Source organism: Salinibacterium sp. GXW1014, from assembly GCF_044769865.1.
Taxonomy (GTDB): Bacteria; Actinomycetota; Actinomycetes; order Actinomycetales; family Microbacteriaceae; genus Homoserinimonas.
In genome coordinates, this window is sequence record NZ_JBIZWA010000001.1 from 1,673,298 (window position 1) to 1,696,684 (window position 23,387).

General features: G+C 67.6%; 18 protein-coding genes and 1 tRNA gene. 15 read left to right on the plus strand and 4 right to left on the minus strand.

Annotated elements, in window-relative coordinates:
- Window positions 1-45 precede the first annotated feature (45 nt).
- From ACIQK7_RS08280 to ACIQK7_RS08300, 5 genes are all read left to right on the plus strand, one after another.
- The gene (locus ACIQK7_RS08280; RefSeq protein WP_403023183.1) at window positions 46-1,536 is read left to right on the plus strand and encodes a malate:quinone oxidoreductase; all 1,491 of its coding nucleotides are present in this window, start codon (window positions 46-48) and stop codon (window positions 1,534-1,536) included.
- 183 nt (window positions 1,537-1,719) lie between these two features.
- Window positions 1,720-2,970: a sensor histidine kinase gene (locus ACIQK7_RS08285; RefSeq protein WP_403023186.1), complete on the plus strand. Its 1,251-nt coding sequence runs from the start codon at window positions 1,720-1,722 to the stop codon at window positions 2,968-2,970.
- Window positions 2,967-4,139: a hypothetical protein gene (locus tag ACIQK7_RS08290; protein WP_403023189.1), complete on the plus strand. Its 1,173-nt coding sequence runs from the start codon at window positions 2,967-2,969 to the stop codon at window positions 4,137-4,139. The genes ACIQK7_RS08285 and ACIQK7_RS08290 overlap by 4 nt, the downstream gene beginning before the upstream one ends.
- Entirely contained in the window at window positions 4,126-4,833 is a 708-nt protein-coding gene (locus tag ACIQK7_RS08295) for a response regulator (protein WP_403023192.1), read from the plus strand. The genes ACIQK7_RS08290 and ACIQK7_RS08295 overlap by 14 nt, the downstream gene beginning before the upstream one ends.
- Window positions 4,833-5,552 carry a thymidine kinase gene (locus ACIQK7_RS08300; protein ID WP_403023193.1) on the plus strand — a complete coding sequence of 240 codons (720 nt, stop codon included), beginning with the start codon at window positions 4,833-4,835 and terminating at the stop codon, window positions 5,550-5,552. Before ACIQK7_RS08295 ends, ACIQK7_RS08300 begins: the two co-directional genes overlap by 1 nt.
- 56 nt (window positions 5,553-5,608) lie before the next feature.
- On the opposite strand, the gene ACIQK7_RS08305 is transcribed toward ACIQK7_RS08300, so the two are convergent.
- The 3 genes from ACIQK7_RS08305 to ACIQK7_RS08315 all read right to left on the minus strand — a co-directional run bounded on the left by ACIQK7_RS08305 (window position 5,609) and on the right by ACIQK7_RS08315 (window position 9,218).
- A tRNA-Pro gene (locus ACIQK7_RS08305) sits at window positions 5,609-5,682 on the minus strand.
- A gap of 36 nt (window positions 5,683-5,718) precedes the next feature.
- Window positions 5,719-6,687, minus strand: a complete 969-nt coding sequence (locus tag ACIQK7_RS08310; RefSeq protein ID WP_403023195.1) for a metallophosphoesterase — start codon at window positions 6,685-6,687, stop codon at window positions 5,719-5,721.
- The gene (locus tag ACIQK7_RS08315) at window positions 6,687-9,218 is read right to left on the minus strand and encodes a transglycosylase domain-containing protein (RefSeq protein WP_403023198.1); all 2,532 of its coding nucleotides are present in this window, start codon (window positions 9,216-9,218) and stop codon (window positions 6,687-6,689) included. The genes ACIQK7_RS08310 and ACIQK7_RS08315 overlap by 1 nt, the downstream gene beginning before the upstream one ends.
- A gap of 51 nt (window positions 9,219-9,269) precedes the next feature.
- Between ACIQK7_RS08315 and ACIQK7_RS08320 the strand changes: the two genes are divergently transcribed.
- Complete coding sequence (locus tag ACIQK7_RS08320) at window positions 9,270-9,431, plus strand: DUF4177 domain-containing protein (protein ID WP_222705957.1); 162 nt, start codon at window positions 9,270-9,272, stop codon at window positions 9,429-9,431.
- On the plus strand, window positions 9,428-9,892 hold the full coding sequence (locus ACIQK7_RS08325) for a RidA family protein (protein ID WP_403023201.1): 465 nt from the start codon (window positions 9,428-9,430) through the stop codon (window positions 9,890-9,892). The genes ACIQK7_RS08320 and ACIQK7_RS08325 overlap by 4 nt, the downstream gene beginning before the upstream one ends.
- Before the next feature lie 74 nt (window positions 9,893-9,966).
- Here ACIQK7_RS08325 and acs read toward each other — a convergent pair whose 3' ends face one another.
- A complete protein-coding gene (acs, locus tag ACIQK7_RS08330) occupies window positions 9,967-11,958 on the minus strand; it encodes an acetate--CoA ligase (protein ID WP_403024014.1) in 1,992 nt (663 codons plus the stop codon).
- Window positions 11,959-12,558: 600 nt separating this feature from the next.
- Here acs and ACIQK7_RS08335 point away from each other — a divergent pair.
- The 8 genes from ACIQK7_RS08335 (at window position 12,559) to ACIQK7_RS08370 (ending at window position 23,358) form a co-directional block, all read left to right on the plus strand.
- Window positions 12,559-13,587 carry a TadA family conjugal transfer-associated ATPase gene (locus ACIQK7_RS08335; RefSeq protein WP_403023204.1) on the plus strand — a complete coding sequence of 343 codons (1,029 nt, stop codon included), beginning with the start codon at window positions 12,559-12,561 and terminating at the stop codon, window positions 13,585-13,587.
- Window positions 13,584-14,543 (plus strand): type II secretion system F family protein, encoded by a 960-nt coding sequence (locus ACIQK7_RS08340; RefSeq protein ID WP_403023207.1) that lies wholly within the window; start codon window positions 13,584-13,586, stop codon window positions 14,541-14,543. The genes ACIQK7_RS08335 and ACIQK7_RS08340 overlap by 4 nt, the downstream gene beginning before the upstream one ends.
- Before the next feature lie 114 nt (window positions 14,544-14,657).
- The gene (locus ACIQK7_RS08345) at window positions 14,658-14,891 is read left to right on the plus strand and encodes a DUF4244 domain-containing protein (protein WP_403023210.1); all 234 of its coding nucleotides are present in this window, start codon (window positions 14,658-14,660) and stop codon (window positions 14,889-14,891) included.
- Window positions 14,888-15,220, plus strand: a complete 333-nt coding sequence (locus ACIQK7_RS08350) for a TadE family type IV pilus minor pilin (protein WP_403023213.1) — start codon at window positions 14,888-14,890, stop codon at window positions 15,218-15,220. Before ACIQK7_RS08345 ends, ACIQK7_RS08350 begins: the two co-directional genes overlap by 4 nt.
- Window positions 15,217-15,567 (plus strand): Rv3654c family TadE-like protein, encoded by a 351-nt coding sequence (locus ACIQK7_RS08355; RefSeq protein ID WP_403023216.1) that lies wholly within the window; start codon window positions 15,217-15,219, stop codon window positions 15,565-15,567. Before ACIQK7_RS08350 ends, ACIQK7_RS08355 begins: the two co-directional genes overlap by 4 nt.
- A gap of 115 nt (window positions 15,568-15,682) precedes the next feature.
- Complete coding sequence (gene topA / locus ACIQK7_RS08360; protein WP_403023219.1) at window positions 15,683-18,445, plus strand: type I DNA topoisomerase; 2,763 nt, start codon at window positions 15,683-15,685, stop codon at window positions 18,443-18,445.
- A complete protein-coding gene (gene tmk, locus ACIQK7_RS08365; RefSeq protein ID WP_403023222.1) occupies window positions 18,445-19,074 on the plus strand; it encodes a dTMP kinase in 630 nt (209 codons plus the stop codon). The genes topA and tmk overlap by 1 nt, the downstream gene beginning before the upstream one ends.
- A 213-nt stretch (window positions 19,075-19,287) precedes the next feature.
- A complete protein-coding gene (locus ACIQK7_RS08370) occupies window positions 19,288-23,358 on the plus strand; it encodes a DUF6923 family protein (RefSeq protein WP_403023224.1) in 4,071 nt (1,356 codons plus the stop codon).
- Window positions 23,359-23,387: the final 29 nt, after the last annotated feature.

Below are 23,387 nucleotides of genomic sequence, written 5' to 3' on the forward strand. Positions count from 1 at the left end.
GGTGGTGGAGATTTGACGTCCTCGGCGAGTCGTAAACTGGAGGGTGTGAGTGCCTCCGCAGATTCCGCCACCCAGCCCCTTGATGTCGCCCTTATCGGTGGTGGCATCATGAGCGCCACACTCGGTGCGCTCATCAAGCGGCTCCAGCCGGACTGGTCGATCGAGATCTTCGAGAGCCTCTCCGAGACGGCCCTCGAGAGCTCCAACCCGTGGAACAACGCCGGCACGGGCCACGCGGCATTCTGCGAGCTGAACTACGGCAAGGAGCAGGCCGACGGCACCTTCGAGATCCAGACGGCCGTCACGGTCAACGAGCAGTTCCAGGTGTCGCGCCAGTTCTGGTCGTTCATGGTGCGGGAGGGCTCGCTGCCCGACCCGAAGTCGTTCATCAACCCCGTGCCGCACATCAGCTTCGTGTGGGGCGAGGAGAACGTCGACTACCTGCGCCGTCGCTTCGACGCGCTCAAGACCAACCCCCTCTTCGATGACATGGAATTCACGGATGACCCTGCCGTCATCCGCTCCTGGACGCCGCTCCTCCTTCCTGGCCGGGCGAAGTCGCAGCCGATCGCGGCGACCCGTGTCGTCGGTGGTACGGATGTCGACTTCGGTGCCCTGACGCGGGCGCTGCTCTCCTACCTGACTGACAACGGCGCCAAGCTGACCCTTGAGCGCAAGGTCACAGGCCTCAAGCGCGGCCGCGACGGCCTGTGGACCATCCGTTCGCGCCACACGGTCGGCGGCACTCCCGCCGTGACCCGCGCGCGCTTCGTCTTCGTCGGTGCCGGCGGTGGAGCACTCTCGCTCCTGCAGAAGTCGGGCATCAAGGAGATCAAGGGCTATGGTGGCTTCCCCATCAGCGGCCAGTTCCTCCGCACCGACAACCCCGCAATCGTGGCCCGTCACACGGCCAAGGTCTATGGCAAGGCGGCGGTCGGCGCACCTCCCATGTCGGTGCCCCACCTCGACACGCGCGTCGTGGACGGCAAGGGCAGCCTGATGTTCGGCCCCTATGCGGGCTTCTCACCCAAGTTCCTGAAGACGGGCTCCTGGTTCGATCTTCCCTTCTCGCTGCGCCCGAGCAACATCATCCCCATGCTCGCGGTGGCGAAAGACAACTTCGACCTCGTGAAGTACCTCGTGACGGAGCTGCTCGCATCCCGAGCCAAGAAGCTCGACTCGCTCCGCCAGTTCATGCCGGAGGCGAAGGACGAGGACTGGGAGCTCATCACGGCCGGCCAGCGCGTCCAGGTGATGAAGAAGGATGCCAAGAAGGGCGGCGTGCTCCAGTTCGGCACCGAGGTGGTGGCGGCGGAGGATGGCTCGATCGCGGGCCTCCTCGGCGCTTCTCCGGGCGCGTCAACGGCCGTGCCGATCATGATCTCGCTGCTCGAGCGGTGCTTCCCCGACCGCTTCGAGTCGTGGAAGCCGTCGATCGCCGAGATGGTGCCGAGTCTCGGGCGTCGCCTTTCAGATGACCCGGAACTCGCGCAGCAGCTGATCGAGTCGACCTCGCGCGATTTGTCGCTCGTCTAACACTCAGCAGGCTTTGAGGCGACCGGGGCACAAGGGTCGCAACAACACAATGGAGAACTCGTTCTCCCCCCGCTAAACGGGGTACAGCGCAGGTGCCGTATGCTGCCATACTCGGACGACTGAGCAGTGGGAGGGACGATCGCTGTGACCATGGGCTTGCCGTCGCATGTGGCGCTTCGCGCCATGAGCCTTGCCCTGTCACGCGCGGCCCACGGCATGTCGCTTGCGGTGCTCTGTTGTGGTCTCGTCGTCGCTCTCGGCTTCGCCGCCGCCTATCCCGACCGAGTCCTGTGGCCCGCCCTGCTCGCGCTCGCGGTGATGTTTCCCATGGTCTGGTTCGTGCAGCGTCACCGCACCCTACGGGCGGGCCTTGCGTACCTCGCGATCGGCGCGGGTGCCACCTACGTTCACACGATCACCTACGCCCTCGCGGTGCCGCACGTGCTCGACGACCTCACCCTCTGGCTTGCCCCGCCCAAGATCGTGCTCGTGCTGGTCGCGGCCGGGGGAGTCGGACTCGGGCGAGCGGTCGTCTGGCTGCTCGCCGGGTACGTCGTCGCGGAGGTCTCGGCATCCGTTGCCCTCGTGCTCGCGGGCGTGCCATACGTATTCGACCTCCTGACCCTCGCCCTCCTGCTGGAGGCGATCGGCGTGTGCCTGCTCGCCTTCCTCTCGGTGCGGGGCGCGGTCCGCGCGCATCCGCGCCTGCAGCACGCCGCCCGCGAGGAGTTGCTCGATGACCTGCGGTCACGCATGGAGGTGCGCGCGGCCGCACTCATGCACGACACGATCCTGAGCCACCTCGCCGCGATCGCCTCCTCCTCGGGTGCCGAGCTCGATGACCGGCAGAAGGAGCAGATCGATCGCGACCTGCAGATCCTTTCCGGGCAGGAGTGGATCAATTCGGCCTCGGATACCACGGCCGCGGCAGACTCGCTCGACCGCGCGTCTCCTCTCCGCGACGCCATCGCGCAGGTGCGGGACGAGGGGCTCGAGGTGACCGGCACGGGAGACTTCGGCTCCGTGCTGCGCCTGAGTCCGGAGCAGGCGCAGGCGCTCGGCCTCGCGGCCAAGCAGTGCCTCGTCAACGTCATCAAGCACTCGGGCGTCATGACGGCGGAGGTGGCCGTGTACGCCTCGGACGACGAGGTGTCGGTCATGATCATCGACGCGGGGCGCGGGTTCTCTGAGGCATCCGTCGGCTCTGACCGCCTTGGGTTGCGGGCCTCTGTCCAGAGTCGCATCGAGTCGGTGGGCGGCCTCGTGCAGGTGTGGTCGACTCCGGGTGCCGGCACCTCGGTGCTCATCCAGTTCCCGGTGGGGGAGACGGCTCAGGTGCCGCCCCAGACGGGTCCAAGCAGGCTCGTGTCTGGCCCACTTCCCACGATCACCCTGGGCGACCGGGGACCGGGCGACGCTGGACCGGCGTCGTGAGGCCCCCGGAGCGCACGCGGCAGGAACTCGACCCGGTCGGCGCGTTTGCGTCAAGGGCGATCACGATCGGCAGCGCCCTCGTCGCCTTCGCCTTCGCCGCGGCGATGGTCGTCAGTTACATCGACTGGATCAAGAATCCCGCGCTTGCCCTCATGGGCCTGCTCTCACTCGGTGTCGCAAGCATCATCGTCACGTCGGCGACCGACCCCTATCGCGGCCCCTTCCACCGCGGGCCGCACGGTTGGGTCGTCGCCCTGTCGATCCTCGCGGGAGCGTTCATCACGGCGGGAGCCTGGGACACGGATGCGCTCTTCGCGCTCGGTTGGGTCGGTCCAGCGAGCCTCGGCCTCTACTCGATCGGCATGGCCGCCTATCGCCCCGTGCGGGAGATCGTTGCCTACGGAGCGCTTGCGAGCGTCTTCATGGGCTTCACCTCGATGCTGCAGGCGCAGGCGAACCCTCTGCCGAACGTTCCCGACGCGGCCATCGTCGGCATCCACCTGCTGCCCCTGCTCGCGCTCAACTTCAGCGCGGCCGCGTTCACGCACAGCATCATCCAGTCGATCGAGCGGATGCGCGCCGAGGCCCGGGCGGCGGAGCGCCTCTCGGCAGAGCAGGAGACCGGCGTCGCCCGTTCCGTGCAGCAGGACCGGGTCACGATCCTCAACCGCGAGGTGGTGCCCTTCTTCACCGAGGTGCTCGGCGGGAGGGAGATCACGCCAGACGTGCGCGAGCATGCGCGCTCAATCGCCGACGCCATCCGGGCGGTCATGGTGGCTGAGGTGGATCGCACCTGGCTCGAGAACCTCGTCGAGCACCTGCGGGCGCGGGCGCGCCGACACGGCGAGGCACCCGACGGTGCGCGCGTCGTGTTCGACGACGACAACGTCGCGAATCTCATGACCTACGACCAGCGCACCGCCCTGCGGGCCCTCCTCGTGGCCATCTTCGACCTGACGGATGACCGCCCGCAGAACCTCGAGATCGTCATCGCCCGCGTGGGGGAGCGCTGCCAGGGTTTCGTCGCCGTGGACATCGACATGGTCGATCCACTCGTGAAGTCCAAGTTCGGGCCATACCTCGCCGTCATGCGGGTCGTGTTCCGCCGCCTGCGCGCCGAGCACCTGCAATCGGTGCTGACAGTAAGATTCTCCTATGACCAGCGATAGCCAAGGGGGGTCGGACGTCGTGGGTGTGGCTGCCCCGCGTCCGCAGGCCGACGCGCGACGCATCCGACTCGCGCTGCTCGACGACCATGAGGTGCTGCTCGACAGCCTGTCGAGTTGGATCAGCACGAACGCGACGGACTTCGAGCTCGTGCTCAGTGCGCACACGTGGCTCGAGCTCGTGCACAGCGAGAACTTTCCCACCGACCTCGTCTTCCTCGACTTCCAGCTGAAGGAGTCGGTGTCGATCGAGGCACGCGTGCGCACCTGCCGCGCCGCGGGTGCGAAGGTGATCGTGCTGACGAGTCTCGACACCCGTGATGCCCGCGACCGCGCCCTCAGCGCGGGGGCTGCCGCGTTCCTCTCGAAGTCACTGCCCATGAACGAGGTGATGGATGTCGCGCGTCGCGTCATGGGCCTCGACCGCGGTGTCGTGCAGCAGCAGAGCTGGCGACCCCTCCCAACGGGCGCGATCAACCAGGCGCGGCCCAAGCTGAGCCAGGGTGAGATCGACGCACTCAAGCTCTATGTGACGGGTCACAGCACGACCGAGGTCGCCCGTCAGATGAACGTGCAGTACGAGACGGCCAAGACCTATCTGCGGCGCGTGCGTGAGAAGTACGCCAAGGTCAACCGGCCGGCGAGCAAGAAGGCGGAACTCATCCGCCGCGCAGCAGAGGATGGGTTCCTGCAGTAATGGCCAAGCTCTACTTCCGGTACGGCGCCATGAACAGTGGCAAGAGCACGGCCCTCCTCCAGGCCGCCTACAACTACGAGGAGCGCGGGCAGGAGGTGCTGCTCGCGAAGCCCCAGGTCGACACCAAGGGCGACGACCAGATCGTCTCGCGCCTCGGCGTGACGCGCACGGTCGACTTCGTGATCGAGCCTCGCGACGATGCCTACAGCGTCTTTGCGGAGGAGCGCGCGAAGGTGCGCTCGCGCACGGGCGTCGACGTGAGCTGCCTGCTCGTCGACGAGGCCCAGTTCCTCACCGAGCGGCAGGTCGACGACCTCCTGCGCATTGCGATCCTAGAGAACGTGCCCGTGCTGGCGTACGGCATCCGCACCGACTTCCAGACGGTCGCCTTCCCCGGCAGCCGTCGCCTGCTCGAGGTGGCGCACTCCCTCGAGGAGCTCAAGACCATCTGCCGCTGCGGCCGCAAGGCGGTCTTCAACGCCCGCAAGGTCGGCGACACCTTCACCTTTGCGGGCGACCAGGTCGCAATCGATCAGTCGACGGATGCCGCGGGCCCAGCTGCCGGCAGCGCGCTCGGTGCGACGGGGCGCTTCAGCGTCAGCTACGAGTCCCTCTGCGGCGAGTGCTACCTGGAGGAGAGCGGCGGCACCCTCAGCAGCGGACGCGAACCCCTCGTGGACTTCGTCTACGACTCGGCGCCAGACCCAGATTTCACCTAAGCCACGGCTGCGGAAACAGAAGACCCCCTCGCATGCGCGAGGGGGTCTTCACTGTGTCGGGGTAACAGGATTTGAACCTGCGACCTCTTCGTCCCGAACGAAGCGCGCTACCAAGCTGCGCCATACCCCGATCCGTTACCGCGAGCATCCGCTCACGGGCAACTCATCAAGAATAGCCGATATCTGAGCCGACGAGTGTCACCAGCACAGCCTCTGGCGGGCATGCGAAGCGGACGGGCGCGTAGATGGAGGTGCCAAGCCCGGCGGAGACCTCGAGGAACGCCGTGCCGAGGGCGTGGTGCCACAGGCTGACGCCGCTCGCCTTCTCGCGTGGCAGGTCACAGTTGGTCACGAGAGCGCCGACGCCCGGCACGCAGACCTGGCCGCCGTGCGTGTGGCCCGCGAAGATGACCTCGGCCCCGTGGGTCACGAAGGAGTCGAGCACGCGCTGGTAGGGGGCGTGCGTGACGCCGATCATGACGGCCTCGCGGTCGGCGGGGCCGTCGTCGGGTTCCACCTGCTCGCGCAGCTCGTCGATCGCCCCGGGGAGCACGTCGAGCCTGTCCCAGTTGCGGTGCGCATCCGCGGTGCCGATGAACTCGAGCGGCGAGGATCGCACCGTCATCCAGTGCGCGGCGTTGTTGAGGTCAACCCAGCCGAGCGACGCGAAGAACTCCTCGAGCGCGCTCGTGTCAAGGCGCTCCGCGGCGACCGACTTGCCCGAGGGGCCCGCGAGGTAACTCAGCGGATTCTTGCCCGTCGGGCCGAAGTAGTCGTTGGAGCCGTGCACGAAGACGCCAGGGACATCCTTGAACGGCGCAAGGGCATAGCGCACGCCCTCGATGCCGTCACGGTGCCCCAGGTTGTCGCCCGTGTTGATCACGAGGTCGGGCTCGAGATCGGCGAGGCTGCGCACCCACTCCTGCTTCTCGCGCTGCCAGGGCGCCATGTGCAGATCGCTGATGTGCAGTACGCGAATTGGGTCGGCACCGGCGTCGAGCACGGGCAGCGTCTCACGGCGCACGCGATAGTTGCGCCGTTCGACGAGCGAACCCCACGCGAGGGCGCCCGCCCCGAGCGCGGTCGCGGTCGCGAGTGCGGCGCCGATCGCGCGCCCGGGTGAGCGGGATGTCATCAGCACTTCAGCCGGGTGACCGAGAGCGTGATGGTGGCGCCGGGGAAGATCTCGCCGCCCGCGGCGGGATCCGTCGCCGTCACCTTGCCGATGGCATCGCTGTCGGGGTCGGTGTTCTCGGGGAGCACCTTGCAGTCCTCTACCAGCGTGTATCCGCGGCCGATCTCCGACTTCGCCTCGCCGAGCGACTTACCGATCACGTTCGGCATCTCTGCAGCGTTGTCGAGGCTGCCGTAGACGGTCACGGTCGTGCCGCGGGGCACGGTTGCACCCGGGGCCGGTTCAAGGGATGCGATGCGTCCGACCTCAACCGACGAACTCACCTCTCCGCCGTAGGCGTAGGTGAAGCCGAGGCTCTCGATGAGCGCCTTGGCCTGCTCCTGCGTCTGGCCGACCACGTTGGGCACGACAGCGCCACGGCCGTTGAGCAGTGAGGAAGGCGGATCCGCGAATGCACCGCCGCCATACTGACCGTTGAGTGCTGCCATGACGGGACGGAAGATGCGGTGACGTGCCTGCGCGCCGTTGCCACCAGGCAGGTAGATGCGGTTCATGTTGGTCTTGCCGTTGATGTTGCCCACCCAGACCGCGAGGGCGTTGGTCGTGGTCGTGCCGATCATCCAGGTGTCTTCCGAGTTGTCGGTCGTTCCCGTCTTGCCGGCGATCTGGATGCCGTCACGCGTGTTCGAGGCCGTCGCGGTACCCCCCGTGACGACGCGCTTGAGGGCGTATGCCATCGCCGCTGAAACCTCTGGGCTCACGGCCTGCGAGCACTCGCGCGCCTGGCCACCGAGCTCGGTGCCATCCGCCGCGACGACGTTGTCGATCGCCGTCGGCTTGCAGTAGAGGCCGCCTGCACCGACGGCAGCGATTGCCGCCGCCATGGTGAGCGGCGCCATCTCGTTGGTGCCGAGGACCGTCGCGGGGTTGTACTGCAGGTCGGCCCCATCGGCGCGGTGGGCGCCGAGCGCGGCCGCCGTGTCGCGGATCGAGCAGAGGTCGAGTTTCTGCGCCATCGCGACGTAGGAGATGTTGTAGGAGTTGATGGTCGACTGCAGCACCGTCGTGGACGAGGAGCCGCTCGCGCCGCCGTAGTTCGGTGGGGTCCACGCGGGGCCGCCGAGTCCGGCGTCGCCACAGGAGTCGGTGAACGACCCCATCGGGAAAGGACGCTTCGCGCCGTTGACGACCTCGTTGAGGCCGTGGCCGGCGTTGAGCCATGCCGCGAGGGTGAAGATCTTGTAGGTCGATCCGGTCTGGAATCCGCTCGAGCCGCCGTAGGGGCGGTCGGTGCTGAAGTTCACGGCCGTGTAGGCGGGACCCTGGCCCGCCTCGGTGTTGTCGAAGTACTTGTTCTGCGCCATCACGCGGATGCGGCCCGTGCCGGGCTCCACCACGTTGGCAACAGCGCCCAACTCCATCCTTGCTTCCTCAGCGGGCGCTTCAGCATTGACGATGCCCTGGGCATGGTTCTGCTGGTTCAGCTGGAGTGAGGTGTAGACGTGGTAGCCGCCGCGGTCCCAGTTGGCCTGACGTTCCTCGGCGCTCGCGCCGAGCATTTCGAGCTCCGGCACGAGCTTGGTGACGTAGTCGCAGAAGTAGGGAGCGCTGGCCGCATACATGCACCCGTTCTGCGGCGCACTGTAGGCAACCTCGACGGGCGTCGCGACGGCCGCATCGTGCTCTTCCTGCGTGATCGAGCCGAGCTCGAGCATGTTGCCGAGGATGAAGTCTCGGCGCTGCTTGTTCGCCTCGATGTTGTCTTCCCAGATGAGACTGTGCGAAGCCGGGGTCTGCACGATCGCAATCAGGCTGGCGGCCTGGGGGAGCGTCACATCCGAGGCGGGCACCGAGAAGAACTGCTTCGCTGCCGACTGCACGCCGTAGGTGCTGCCACCGAATCCCGCAATGTTGAGGTAGGCGAGCATGATCTCGTCTTTGCTGTACTTCTTCTCGAGGCCGATCGCGAGCTTTGCCTCCTGCAGCTTGCGCTCGATCGTCTGCTCTTCCGCCTCGGCGCGCTTCGCTTTCTGCAGCGCCTCCGAGGGCTCCTCGAGGGCTGCCTGGATGCGGATGTTCTTGACCAGCTGCATCGTCAGGGTTGAAGCGCCACTGCCGATCTCGCCGCCCGCCACGTTGCCGACGGCCGCACGGATGACGGATGCCACGTCGACACCACCGTGCTCATAGAAGCGGCGGTCCTCTCCAGCGACCACCGCATCCTTCAGGTACTGCGACACCTGGTCCCACTCGACCTCTTCGCGGTTCTGCTTGTAGAGCTGCGCGATCGGCACGGGCGTGACGCCGTCGTCACCGAGCCCATAGATGGTGTTCTTGGTGGCGAGCTGGTTGATCTCGAGATATTCGGGAAGGCTGTTGAAGATGTCGATGGAGGCTTTGGCCGTCATACCGGTGACCGCAAGGGCCGGGGTGACAAGAGCGGTGACGAGCACACCGGCAAGGGCGCCGAGGCCGACGAGCCCAGCGAGGGCGCCGAGGACGCCGGAGGGCTTCGAATTTTGGGCAGACATACGCCCTAGAGTAAAGGATCGGAACACCGACGAAGCTGAATGGATGGCGACATGCAAACGTGGGAGTACATGACCACGCCCCTGATGATCCACACGACCGCCGCGATCCTCAATAACTGGGGCTCAGAGGGCTGGGAACTCGTGCAGGTCGTCACGGGCCCTGAGGGCGGCCTCGTCGCCTACCTGAAGCGTCCCGTGGCGTCGGAGGCATGAGCGTGAGCATCGAGAAGCGCATGGCAGAACTCGGCCTCGAGCTGCCCGCTGTCGCCAAGCCCGTCGCGGCCTACGTGCCCGCCGTCGTCACCGGCAATCTCGTCTACACCTCGGGCCAGTTGCCCTTCGTCGACGGGGCGCTCCCCGCGACAGGCAAGGTCGGCGCCTCCGTGAGCGCAGAGGAGGCCGCGGGGTATGCGCGGCAGTGCGCCCTGAATGCGCTTGCGGCCGCCGCATCCGTCATCGGGTCGCTCGACCGGGTCACGCGCGTCGTCAAGGTCGTCGGATTCGTGGCATCGGATGCCTCGTTCACGGGCCAGCCCGCCGTCATCAACGGTGCCAGTGAGCTGCTCGGCGAGGTCTTCGGTGAGATCGGCCAGCACGCGCGCAGCGCGGTCGGCGTGGCGGTGCTGCCGCTCGACTCGCCCGTCGAGGTGGAGCTCGTCCTCGAGTTCGCGTAGCCCCCAGGCGCTGGATGCCGAGAACCTGCGCTTCCGAATCACTCGGTTGCGCAGGTTCTCGACACTGATTGGGGTCAGTCCTTCTTCGCGCCGCCCGTGAGCCGGTCGCTGATCGCCTGCATGACGTGCGTGTCGGCGAGCGTCGTCGTGTCGCCCACCTGACGGCCCTCGGCGACGTCGCGCAGCAGGCGGCGCATGATCTTGCCGGAGCGGGTCTTCGGCAGCTCCGTGACGACGAAGATCTGACGTGGACGCGCGATGGCCCCGATCTGCTCGGCGACGTGTGAGCGCAGGATGGCGTTGGCCTCTTCGGGTGTCTGGGCATCCTCCTGGTCGGAACGCAGGATCACGAACGCGACAACCGCCTGGCCCGTCGTCTCGTCAGAGGCACCGACGACGGCGGCCTCCGCGACGATCGGATGCGAGACGAGGGCCGACTCGATCTCCGCGGTCGAGAGACGGTGGCCCGAGACATTCATGACGTCGTCGACGCGACCGAGCAGCCAGATGTCGCCGTCTTCATCGAGCCTTGCGCCGTCGCCCGCGAAGTACATGCGGCGGTTCTTCGTGCCGGGCACGTCGAACTTCTCCCAATAGGTCTCGATGAAACGCTCGGGGTCACCCCAGATGCCGCGAAGCATCGACGGCCACGGCTTCGTCACGACGAGGAGCCCGCCGTTGCCGTTGCCGACGTGCTCACCATGGTCGTTGAGCACGTCGACGCTGATGCCCGGCATTGGCACCTGCGCGGAGCCGGGCTTGGCCTCCGTGATGCCGGGGAGAGCGGAGATCATGATCGCGCCTGTCTCCGTCTGCCACCACGTGTCGACCACGGGGGCGGTGCCGGCGCCGATCACGTCGCGGTACCAGATCCAGGCCTCGGGGTTGATCGGTTCGCCGACCGAGCCGAGCAGGCGGATGCTCGAGAGGTCGTGCTTGTCGGGCACCTGGCGCCCGACCTTCATGAAGGAGCGGATGGCGGTGGGCGCCGTGTAGAAGACGCTGACCTTGTATTTCTCGATGAGCTCCCACCAGCGGCCCGGGTGCGGGCTGTCGGGCGTGCCCTCGTAGAGCACCTGCGTGGCGCCGTTGGCGAGTGGCCCGTAGACGACATAGCTGTGGCCGGTGACCCAGCCGATGTCGGCCGTGCACCAGTAGACATCCGTCTCCGGCTTGAGGTCGAAGACGTACTTGTGGGTGAAGGCGGCCTGCGTCAGGTAGCCGCCGCTCGTGTGCAGGATGCCCTTGGGCTTTCCTGTCGTGCCTGAGGTGTAGAGGATGTAGAGCGGATGCTCGGCGTCGAAGCCTTGCGGCGTGTGCTCCGGGGCGGCCTTCTCGATCTGCTCGTGCCACCAGAGGTCGCGGCCGTCGTTCCATTCGATCTCGTTCTCGCCGCGGCGTACCACGATCACGTGCTCGACCGAGTGGGCGCCCTCCTTCGCGAGCGCCTCGTCGACGGTCGGCTTGAGGGGCGAGACGCGTCCCTTGCGCCAGCCACCATCTGCCGTGATGACGAGCTTGGCGTCGGCGTCGTCGACGCGCGAACGGATGCTGTCGGCGCTGAAGCCGCCGAAGATGACGGAGTGCACGGCGCCGATGCGGGCGACCGCGAGCATCGAGACGACCGCCTCGGGGATCATCGGCATGTAGATCGCGACGCGGTCACCCGAGCGGATGCCGAGCTCGGTGAGCATGTTGGCCGCCTTCTTGACCTCCGCCGTCAGCTCCGCGTAGGTGATCGTGCGGCTGTCGCCAGGCTCGCCCTCCCAGTGGAACGCGACGCGCTCGCCGAGCCCTGCCTCGACGTGACGGTCGAGGCAGTTGTAGGCGACGTTCAGGCGGCCATCGGCGAACCAGCGGGCGAAGGGCGCGTTGTCCCAGTCGAGCGTGCGCGTGAAGTCCTTCTCCCAGTGCAGCATGGTGCGTGCCTGCTCGCCCCAGAAGGCCTCGGGGTCCTCCCTGCCGGCGTCGTAGAGCGAGGGGGAGGCGACGGATGCAGCGGCGAACTCCTCGCTCGGAGGGAAGCGCCTGGTCTCGTGCTGCAGGTTGTCGATGTGGTCGCTCATGGTCATTCTCGGCGCTCCTTTGCGTACGTCAGACAGGCAGTCAGCGGAGTGATTCTCGCATGCCGGTTCGAGACTAACCCGCAATGAATATTCCTGTTGTGTTCCCTCCGCTGTGGGGTACACTGTGAGCACCGGATGTCAATTCGGCTTGCGGCGCATTCTAGTGATTCCCCCCAATCACGCGCCGCTGTGGCGGCGCCAGTTCCCCCCAACAGGCGCCGCCCCTCTCTTTTAACGCGGCAGTTCTGGGCCGTTCGTGCTGGGCGCGGGTCGCCGCGTTGGTTAACGGCACCCAAGGCCGACCGTCGGCCGCCGATATTTCGGGTTGCATGACGCGCGCTCAAAATGGGGTACGAGCGTGCCCCCCATTCGTGGGGCGGGCGTCATGCCAGTTCCCGCCATCGTGGGCGAGTGTCGGCGGCGCTGTACCCCGAGATGCTCGGGCTCCGGCCTGAGTGCTTGCAAATCGGGGGACGCCCGCCACCCTCACACCCACCGAAGCGACCATCGCACCCCCTTCACAGGAGTCGCTGTCGCGGGGCTCCCACAGGCAAACTCCGCCGGCGGTGGTGTCAAGCTTTCGTCTTCTAGCGTCTCGCCATGACGATGCCCAGCGCGCTTGCTCCCGCCCGTTTCGTTCCCGTTCGGGAGGGGGAGGAGCCCCCCGAGACGGCGGCACCGCACACAGCGCCGAGGCTCAGCCCGGCGCAGCTCGACTCCTTCGGGCCGCTCGCTCGTTTCGTCGCCGATGATGAGGTGACCGACATCTTCGTCAACGGATACCGCGACGTCTGGGTCGACCGGGGCGCCGGGGCGAGCCATGCCGGACCCGTCGGCATGAACGAGCCCGAGCTGCGTGCCCTCGCGGTTGCCCTCATCTCGCAGGGAGGTCGCCACATCGATGAGGCGAGTCCCTGCGTCGATGTGCGTCTGGGTGGTGGCATCCGGGTGCATGCCGTGCTGCCGCCGATCTCGACGGGCGGCTGCCTGCTCTCGGTCCGCATCCCCCGACGGGATCAAGTCAGCCTCGCGAGTCTTGAAGCGAGCGGGTTCTTCTTGAACGTGCCGCTCGCCCGGGTGCGGGCGCTCGTCACGGCGCGGGCCAACATCCTGTTGACGGGAGCTGGCGGCAGCGGCAAGACGACCCTCCTCGCGGCCCTCCTCGGGGCGGCGGATGTCGGCGACCGCATCATCGCGATCGAAGACGTCGCCGAGCTGCAGGTCGAGCATCCGCACTTCGTTTCGCTCGAGGCGCGGCAGGCCAACCTCGAGGGTGCGGGCGAGGTGGGCCTGACCCGCTTGCTGAAGGAGGCGCTCCGGATGCGCCCCGACCGGCTCGTGCTGGGCGAGTGCCGGGGTGCCGAGGTGCGCGAACTGCTCGCCGCCCTCAACACGGGGCATGACGGCGGCGCCGGCACACTCCACGCCAACTCGCTGTCGGATGTTCCGGCACGCCTCGAGGCGCTCGGCGCCCTCGCAGGCATGGGGCCGGATGCCGTGGCGCGGCAGGCGGTGAGCGCCATCGGCAGCGTGCTCCACCTCGTGCGTGATGCGAAGGGGCGGCGGCTCGAGAGCATCGGCAGGCTCGTGCTCGACGGGCGCGACCGTCTCGCGGTGGTCGAGGAATGAGCGCGGCGGCGCGGGACACGGAGGATGTCGCGGCCCTCGCCTGCCGCCTCGCCGTGCTGCTGGCGGCCGGCACGGCGCCCGCCTCGGCGTGGACCCACGTCGCCGACTCCGCCGGGTCGTCGCGGCGGGTGCAGCGGGTGGCAGCATCCGTGGCCGAGGGCCTCTCGGTGCCCGACGCGATCCTCGCGAGTGTGCGCGCCATCGAGAGGAAGCCGCCGGCGCGGCAACGCGCAGCCTCTCAACACACGGATGCCGCGTGGCTCGCGATCGCCGCAGCATGGCAGGTCGCCTCCGACGCGGGCGCCCCGCTCGCCGGCACGCTCGAGTCGGTCGCCGATGCGTTGCGCGACGTCGAGCAGACGGAGCGCGAGGTCGCGACCGCGCTTGCGGGGCCCGCATCAACCTCGAAGCTCGTCATGGTGCTTCCCGGCATCGGGCTGCTCTTCGGCGCCGCGCTGGGCTTCGACACCATCACTGTGCTCGCGACGACCCCCGCCGGGTGGGCATGTCTTCTCATCGGCTCCGCACTCCTCCTTGCAGGGCGCGCCTGGACCCGCCGACTGCTCGGAGCCGCAGGGCGGCGGAGCACGACACCCGGCCTCGAGCTCGACCTGCTCGCGATCGCGGTCGGTGGCGGGGCATCCGTCGACCGCGCCCGCGAGGCGGTGCGGGCCGCGCTCGAGCGATGCCAACTGCCCATGGGCGATCTCGCACTCGCGGAGGAGACCCTCGACCTCAGCCAGCGTGCTGGCGTGCCCGCAGCGGGCCTCCTCAGGGCCGAGGCGTCGCAGCAGCGCTCCAGGTCGCGCGGCGACGGCGCCCGGGCGGCCGCGAAGCTCGGAGTCACGCTCATGCTTCCGCTCGGCGCCTGCATCCTGCCCGCCTTCGTTGCGGTGGGGGTCGTGCCGCTCATGATCGCGGTCATCTCCTCGAGCCTCGGCACGCTGCCGGCGTGACCATCAGGCCCCACCCACAGGCCCAGGCGTCCGTGTTCTCCACCGTTCCCATCGAGAGGGCAACGAGGCCACGGCAGACACCGAACTCTGGAAGCCCATAGAGAAAGGACACCCATGCACGACAAGATCACATCCTTCCGCCGAGGCTCGCTGCGCCGGGCTCGTGCGAGGCTCACCCACATCGGCGCCGCCCTTCGGCGCGAGCGCGGCGCCGCGACCGCGGAGTACGCGATCGTCATCATGGCGGCGGTCGGCTTCGCGGGGCTGCTCGTCGTCATCATGCGCAGCGAAGCGGTGCGCACGATCCTGACCGACCTCGTGCAGAGCGCGCTCACGTCCGGCGGATGACACGCTCAGGCGAGAGGGGCAGCGTCACGGCGGAACTCGTCGTGGCGTTGCCCGCCGTCGCACTCGTGCTGGCGCTCTGCCTCGCAGGCATGAACCTCGGCATGGCGGCGATGGCGGTGCAGGATGCCGCGGCCGCCGCTGCCCGGTCCCTCGCGCGAGGCGAACCCGAGTCCGCCGCAGCCGCACGGGCCGCTGCTGCGGCGCCGGGCTCCGTCATCGAAGGCATCAGTCGTGGCGAGCTCGTGTGCGTCACGGTGACGCGACGCGGAGTCCCGGCCCTTCCCATGTCGGTGAGCGGCACCGCGTGTTCCCTGGCCGGAGGCGCATGAGACGCCTCGCTGGGGAGAAGGGGGCCGGCTCGGTCCTGGCCGTCGCCCTCGTGGCCACGCTGATGACGATGGCGCTCCTGGTCGCGCCCCTCATGGCCGCCCACATCGACAGCGCGAAGGCGGCGACGGCAGCGGATGCCGCGGCGCTCGCCGCCGCCGATACCGCCGTTGGCATCGTGCCAGGTGCGCCCTGCACCAACGCCGCCCGCACGGCCGAGGCGAACGGCGCGAGCCTCACCGGCTGCCGGGTGGATGGACTCGTCGTGACGGTTGCCGTGAGCCGAGCATCCGGGCCCTTCGCGGCAACCGCCTCGGCGACCGCGGGGCCTCCCGGAACTGCCGGCTGACCGTGGGCACAGGGAATCTCTGTGTATGGTGTCCGTTGTCGGCCCACGAACGCGGCCGGGGACTGGTGCGCAGCGAGAGGCTGCCCGGTCAATGCGAAACCCCACGAGGAGTCCGGTGTCCGGAACCAAGAAGCTTGTCATCGTCGAGTCACCGGCGAAGGCGAAGACGATCGCCCAGTACCTCGGCGACGGTTATGAGGTGCAGGCCTCGGTCGGGCACATCCGTGACCTCATCGAGCCGCGCAACCTGCCGGCCGACAAGAAGAAGGGCTTCCTCGGCAAGTTCTCGATCGACGTCGAGAATGACTTCCTTCCCTACTACGTCGTCTCCGACCAGAAGAAGAAGACGGTTGCAGACCTGAAGCGCGCCCTGAAAGACGCCGACGAGCTCTACCTCGCCACTGATGAGGACCGCGAGGGAGAGGCCATCGCGTGGCACCTGCTCGAGGTGTTGAAGCCCAAGGTGCCGGTCAAGCGCATGGTGTTCCACGAGATCACGAAGGATGCGATCCAGCGGGCGCAGGAGAATCCCCGCGACCTCGACACGGCCCTTGTCGACGCGCAGGAGACCCGTCGCATCCTCGACCGTCTCTACGGCTACGAGATCTCGCCCGTGCTGTGGCGCAAGGTCGGCCCCGGCCTCTCCGCCGGTCGCGTGCAGTCCGCCGCCACCCGACTTGTGGTCGACCGCGAGCGCGAGCGACTCGCATTCATCGCGGCCAGCTACTGGGACCTCACGGCGCTCCTCGCGCCGCAGGGCGATGGACAGAACTTCGAGTCGCGCCTTGTGCGCATCAACGGCGAACGCATCGCGACGGGACGCGACTTCGATGACAAGGGCAACCTGAAGTCAGGCGTGCGCACCCTCGACGAGGAGTCGGCCAAGACGCTCGCGGAGGCGCTGCGGAGCTCCGAGGCATCCGTCGTCGTCAAGTCGGTCGAGTCGAAGCCCTACACGCGCCGTCCTGCAGCGCCGTTCAGCACCTCGACGCTCCAGCAGGAGGCGGCGCGCAAGCTGCGCTTCTCGGCCCGCCAGACCATGAGCGTGGCGCAGTCGCTCTATGAGAACGGCTACATCACGTACATGCGTACGGATTCGCTCAACCTGTCGCAGCAGGCGGTCGCGGCCGCCCGTGCGCAGGCGAAGGCGCTCTACGGTGCCGACACGGTGCCCGAGAAGCCGCGCGCCTACGCCAGCAAGAGCAAGAACGCGCAGGAGGCGCACGAGGCGATCCGTCCCTCTGGCGACACCTTCCGCACACCCTCGGAACTCGAGGGCACGCTGCGCGGCAACGAGTGGAAGCTCTACGACCTCATCTGGAAGCGCACGGTCGCCTCGCAGATGGCGGATGCGAAGGGTGTGACGGCATCCGTCGCCATCGCCGCGACCGTCGCGGACGGCACCGTCGCAGAATTCAGCGCCTCCGGCACCGTCATTACCTTCCGCGGCTTCCTGCAGGCCTATGAAGAGAGTCGCGACGAAGACCGCAACGACACTGCGGAGGCCAAGGAGGCGAAGCTTCCACCGCTCGAGGAGGGGCAGGCGCTGACGGTTGTCGAGACCGAGCCGAAGGGCCACGAGACGAGCCCGCCGCCGCGCTACACGGAGGCGAGCCTCGTCAAGACGCTCGAGGAACTCGGCATCGGACGACCCTCGACCTACGCCGCCATCATCTCGACCATCGTCGACCGCGGCTATGTTGCCCCGCGCGGCACGGCGCTCGTGCCGAGTTGGATCGCCTTCTCGGTCGTTCGCCTGCTGGAGCAGTACTTCGGCGACCTCGTCGAGTATGACTTCACGGCGGCGATGGAGAACGACCTCGACCGCATCGCGGGCGGCGACGAGGATCGCGTTGAGTGGCTCAAGGGCTTCTACTTCGGCAACGAGGGCCACCGCGGCCTGCGCACCGTGATCGACAACCTGGGCGAGATCGATGCTCGGGAGATCAACTCGATCGCAATCGCCGACGGCATCACGCTGCGCATCGGCAAGTACGGCCCCTACCTCGAAGTTCCCGGCGACGACCCGGAGACCCCGCGGCGCGTCAATCTTCCGCAGGACCTGGCACCCGACGAGCTGACGGCCGCGAAGGCGCAGGAGCTCATCGACGCACCTGTCGTTGGCGACCGAATCATCGGCGTCAACCCGGAGAACGGCAAGAACATCGTCGCGAAGGATGGCCGCTTCGGCCCCTACGTCACGGAACTCGACCCCGAGCCCGAGGAGGAACTCGTCGTCGATTCCGCGACAGGTGAAGTGGCGGATGCCCCGGCGAAGAAGGCGCCCGCCAAGAAGAAGGCGGCGGCGCCCAAGCCCCGCACGGCATCCCTCTTCAAGTCGATGGACCTCGCGTCGATCGACCTCGACACGGCGCTCCGCCTGCTCGACCTGCCCCGTGTCGTGGGCGCGGACCCGGAGTCGGGCGAGGAGATCACGGCGCAGAACGGTCGCTACGGCCCCTACCTCAAGAAGGGCACCGACACCCGCACGCTCCCGAGCGAGGACCAGATCTTCGAGATCGACCTTGCCGGCGCGGTCGAACTGTTCGCGCAGCCCAAGTACGGCGCGCGCAAGGCATCGAGCGCCCTCAAGGAGTTCGACGCAGACCCCGAGAGCGGCAAGCCGATCAAGGTCAAGGATGGCCGTTTCGGCCCCTATGTCACCGACGGCGTGACCAACGCGACCATCCCTCGGGGTGAGACGGTCGAGGAGATCGACTTCGAGCGCGCGGTGCAGCTGCTGGCCGACAAGCGGGCCAAGGGTCCGGCGAAGAAGCCTGCCAAGAAGGCGCCGGCGAAGAAGGCACCTGCAAAGAAGGCCACGACGGCGAAGAAGCCTGCGGCGAAGAAGGCCGCCCCCAAGAAGAAGGCAGAGTAGTGGCATCCGGCCTCTTCATCACCTTTGAGGGCGGCGACGGTTCGGGCAAGACGACACAGTCGGAGCTGCTCGCCGCGTGGCTCGAGGAGCAGGGGCGGGAGGTCGTGCGCAGCCGCGAGCCAGGGGGCACTGACCTCGGGCTTGAGCTGCGGGAGATCGTGCTGCACCGCCGCGGGCACATCGCCCCGCGCGCCGAGGCGCTCATCTACGCGGCCGATCGCGCCCACAACATCGCGACCAAGGTGCGGCCAGCCGTCGAGTCTGGTGCGGTCGTGATCCAGGACCGCTACTTGGACAGTTCGGTGGCCTACCAGGGTGCCGGGCGTGTGCTCGACGGGGGAGAGGTGCGCGACGTCTCCCTCTGGGCCACAGAAGGTTTCCTGCCGCACCTCACGATCCTGCTCGACCTCGATGAGACGGTGGGGCGTGAGCGACTGGATGTCTCACGCACCCGCTTCGACCGGCTCGAGGCGGAGAAGGCCGACTTCCATGCCCGCGTGCGGGCCGGGTACCTCGCGCTCGCCGCGGCGGAGCCCGATCGCTTCCTCGTGCTGGATGCTGCCCAGCCGGTGGGGGAGCTCGCGGCGAGTATCCGGAAGCGCGTGGAGACGCTGCTCACGTCCACCTGACGTGCAGACCTCCAAAGTCTGCGAATAATCCTTGCTCTCGCTTGGAGAAACCCGATAGTTTCATGAGTGTCCTGTACCCCGAGTCGGGGTACGGGCGTTTTCTTCGGCACCTCACAGGCACAGGAACCGCATCTCATGGCAGAACTCCGCAGCGCAGCGTCCAAAAATCAGTTCCGGCAGAGAAAGGGCGCTCGCAGCGGAATCGTCCGCGTCATGATCACGGCGGTCATGGCGTTCGCGCTCGCGGCCGGTGGCCTGTTCGTTCCCGAGCGGGCAGCGGCCGCCATGATGCCGTTCCCGACGGGCGCTGCGACGGTGTACGTGGGCCAGGACTCGCCGACGCGGCTCTACGCCGCGACGGCCACCGGAACCGATCTGGTCTTCTCGCCGATCGGGCCAACCACCACGATCACTTACAACGCCCTCGCGTATAACGTCAACGACAATTACCTCTACGCGACGCGCACCGGCAACCCTGCCCTGATCCGCATCTCCTCCGACGGCTCCTGGGAGGTCGTAAGCACCTTGGCGGCAGGCGCGATCGTGGGTGCGTTCGGCGACGGTGCCAACTCGAACCGGTTTTACTACCTCGCGGGCAACCAGCTGCGCTGGTACAACGTCGCCAACGGCAACACGGGTGCCACCAACCTGCAGGGCACGTTCTCGCCCGTCGACATGGCTTGGTCGGGCGGCTACTTCTGGGGACTGGATGCGACCACCGCGACGCCCCGGATGTTCCGGCTTGGTCTCGGCGGGGTCGTTACGACTTACCCCTTCCCAGGCCTTGACACCTCCCGTTTCGGGGGAGGAGTCTCCAGCCCCTCGTTCGGCGGCGCCTGGACCTACGGCAACGGCAACCTCGGCTTCACGAACAACGCCGGCGGAACGGTGCAGGTGAGCATCTCTGACCCTGCCTCCGCGACGCCCAGCTTCACAGCCGTCTCATATATGTCAGGCCCTGCATCCGGAAACAACGACGCTGCAGCATCGCCCGGCACGCCCGTCGACCTCGCTATCGCCAAGACGGTGGATGCACCGACCAAGGAGATCGGCGACACGGTCAGCTATTCCCTCACCGTGACGAACACGACGACCGATGCGATCTCCTCCGGCTTCACCATCCGCGACGCCGTGCCCACGTACCTCACCATCGATCCCGCCTCCGTGCCGGCACACTGCTCGCTCACGGGCCAGCTCATCAGCTGCGCGGAAGGCACGCTTGGGCCGCAGGACTCGCTCACCCGCACGTTCCAGGCCGTGGTCAACTCGAACGCTTCCCGCGGGCTCGCTGTGACGAACACGGCCACGGTGCTCGGTAACGAAGAGGACGCCAACCCCGCGAACGACACCGCTTCTGCGACCTTTACGGTGATCATCCGTTCGCTCGCCCTCCTGAAGACGGCGGAATACACCGACTCGAATGGCAACGGCCTCCCGGATGTCGGTGAGCCGGTCGAGTGGACATTCCGGGTCACCAACAGCGGCGACGTCGACGCAACCGGGGTCAGCATCAATGACCCGACCGTCGGCGCGATCTCACCCTCGAGCGCCGATATCGTCGCTGGCGACTTCGCGCTCTTCACCGCGTCCGGCACGGTCGCACAGGCGGACATCGACGCGGGCGTCATCCGGAACACGGCAACCGCCACCGGCACAATGGGCGGCACCCCATACACGACCCCGCCTTCCACTGCGGAGATTCCCGTGCCGGCGTACCCCTCTCTCGAGGCCGTGAAGTCGCACGTGCTCGCGGACACGATCGCGAACGGTGTGGCCGATGAGGGGGAGGTCATCACCTACACGATCAGCGTGACCAACACGGGAAACGTGACCCTGAGCGACGTGGCGGTCAATGACCCCATGCTGGCCGCGGTGGTGCCCGCATCCGTCACCCTGCTGCCGGGCGCCTCCCAGGACTTCACCGGCACCTATACCGTGACGGAACAGGATGTCCTCAACGGTTCCATCCTGAACTCGGCGACAGCGACGGGAACAACCCCGGGCGGCACGACCGTCGACAGCCCGCCCACGTCGACGACGGTGGAGGCTGTTCGCACGGGTCTCACCCTCGTGAAGTCGGCGGCCGACCCCGAGGCCGAAGTGACCCTCGGTGACGCGATCGAGTATCGCTTCGTCGTGACGAACACGGGCAACGTTCCGCTGACGGGTGTCACGATCAACGACCCGCTCATTCCCTCGATCACGCCGACGTCTGCGACGATCGCTCCCGGGGCCCAGCAGGTCTTCACTGGATCGTATGAGCCATCGCAGGCCGACGTGGACGCCGAACAAGTGACGAACACCGCGACCTCCAGCGGCACACCCCAGGGCGCAACGGATCCGATCCTGTCCAACCAGTCGAGCGTCACGGTGCCGATGCTCCAGGACCCGCTCCTCGAGCTCGAGAAGACGTTCGTGCTCAATGATGCGAACGGCAACGGTCTTGCTGACGTCGGTGAGACGATCGACTACACCGTGACCGCGCGGAACGCGGGTAACGTGACCCTCTTCAATGTCGCTGTCGAGGACGAGAGATTCACGCCGTCAGAAACCGCGATCGGCACCCTCGTCCCCGGCGAGTCACGAGCCGCTTCCTACCCGGGCTACCTCGTGACGCAGGCAGACGTCGACAATGGCGAGGTGGTCAACGAGGCCACAGGGTCGGCTGAATACCCCAGCGGTACCCCCATCTCGCCTCCATCCGTCACGGTCACAACGCCGACGGGTGGCGAGCCCATCCTCCACGCGGTCAAGCGTGCCGCGCTGGCCGATGCGAACGGCAACGGGGTAGCCGATGCCGGTGAGTTCATCACCTTCACGGTCGACGTGTGGAACCGTGGCACGGTCTCAGCGAATGGCGTGTCGATCGTCGACCCGAAGGTGGGCGGCTTCACCCCGGTGACGGCGACCGTGGCGCCAGGCGGCCCCGTGACGTTCACCTCGGCTCCCTACCAGGTGCTGCAGTCGGATGTCGCGGCGGGCGCAGTGCTCAACACGGCACATGCGACCGGCACCGACCCGCGAACGGGCAACCCCGTGCGGTCCGCCGATACATCCACAAGCACTCCTACGCCGGCGCCCCAGCTCTCGATCACGAAGCTCGCGTCACTCAACGACACCAACGGCAACTCGCTGGCCGATGTCGGCGAGACGATCGCCTACTCCTTCCTGGTGTCCAACAACGGCAATGTGGTGATCGAAGACATCGTCGTGACTGACCCGCTCGTGAGTGGGCTTTCGCCGAGCATGGTGACCCTCATGCCGGGAACTGCGGTGAGCATCACCGCCGATCCCTATGTCGTCACCGACGCCGACGTCATCGCCGGCAACATCGCGAACAGCGCGACGGCGACGGGCACGCCCTACGGCGGCACGCCGATCACGACCCCGCCGTCGACGACCGATACGCCGACCGTGACCGCCGCTGCGGCTCTCGCACTCGTGAAGGCTGCAGTACTCGCCGACGCTGATGGCGACGACCTCGCAGACGTTGACGAGTCCATCACCTACAGCTTCGAGGTCACGAACACGGGAACCGTCACCATGACCGGCGTCAGCATCACGGACCCCAGGGTCACGGGGATCTCCCCGGCCACGGCGGACATCGCTCCAGGCCAGACGGTGACCTTCACCGCGGCGCCCTACGTCGTGGTGCAGGCCGACGTCGACGCGGGGGGAGTCTTCAACGAGGCGACCGCGCTCGGCACACCGCCGGGCAGCGTGCCCTTCACGCCGCCGACCGACTCAGTGACGGTGCCTACCCCCTCGGCGGCGGCCCTCACCGCGGCGAAGTCGGCGGCGGTGGATGACATCAACGTGAACGGACTCGCGGACGCTGGCGAGACGATCGTCTACACCGTGACGCTCACCAACACGGGCGACCTCACGCTCACGGATGTCTTCCCTGACGACGCCATGGTCACCGGCTTCACGCCGTCCGCGCCCGTCTCTCTTGCTCCAGGGGCCGCTGCGGTGTTCGTGGCCGACGACTACACGGTGACCGAAGCGGATGTCACGCGCGGAATCGTGCGGAACGTTGCGACGGGCACGGGAACCAGCCCAGACGGCAGCACTGTCACCTCGCCGGAGGCGACGGTCGAGACCGCCACGCGAGTCATCGTCGCGGCGCCTCCTGCTGAGACCCCGGCACCCCCGGCGGAGCTGGCATTCAATGGTGTGACGGGAGTGCCAACCTGGCTCGCAATCGGCACGGGCTCCGGGCTCCTCGGGATCCTGCTCCTCCTTGGGGCGGAACTCGTTCGGCGCCGACGTATCCAGGCGTAGCGACCGTCCCCGGGTGCGCGGGTGATGTC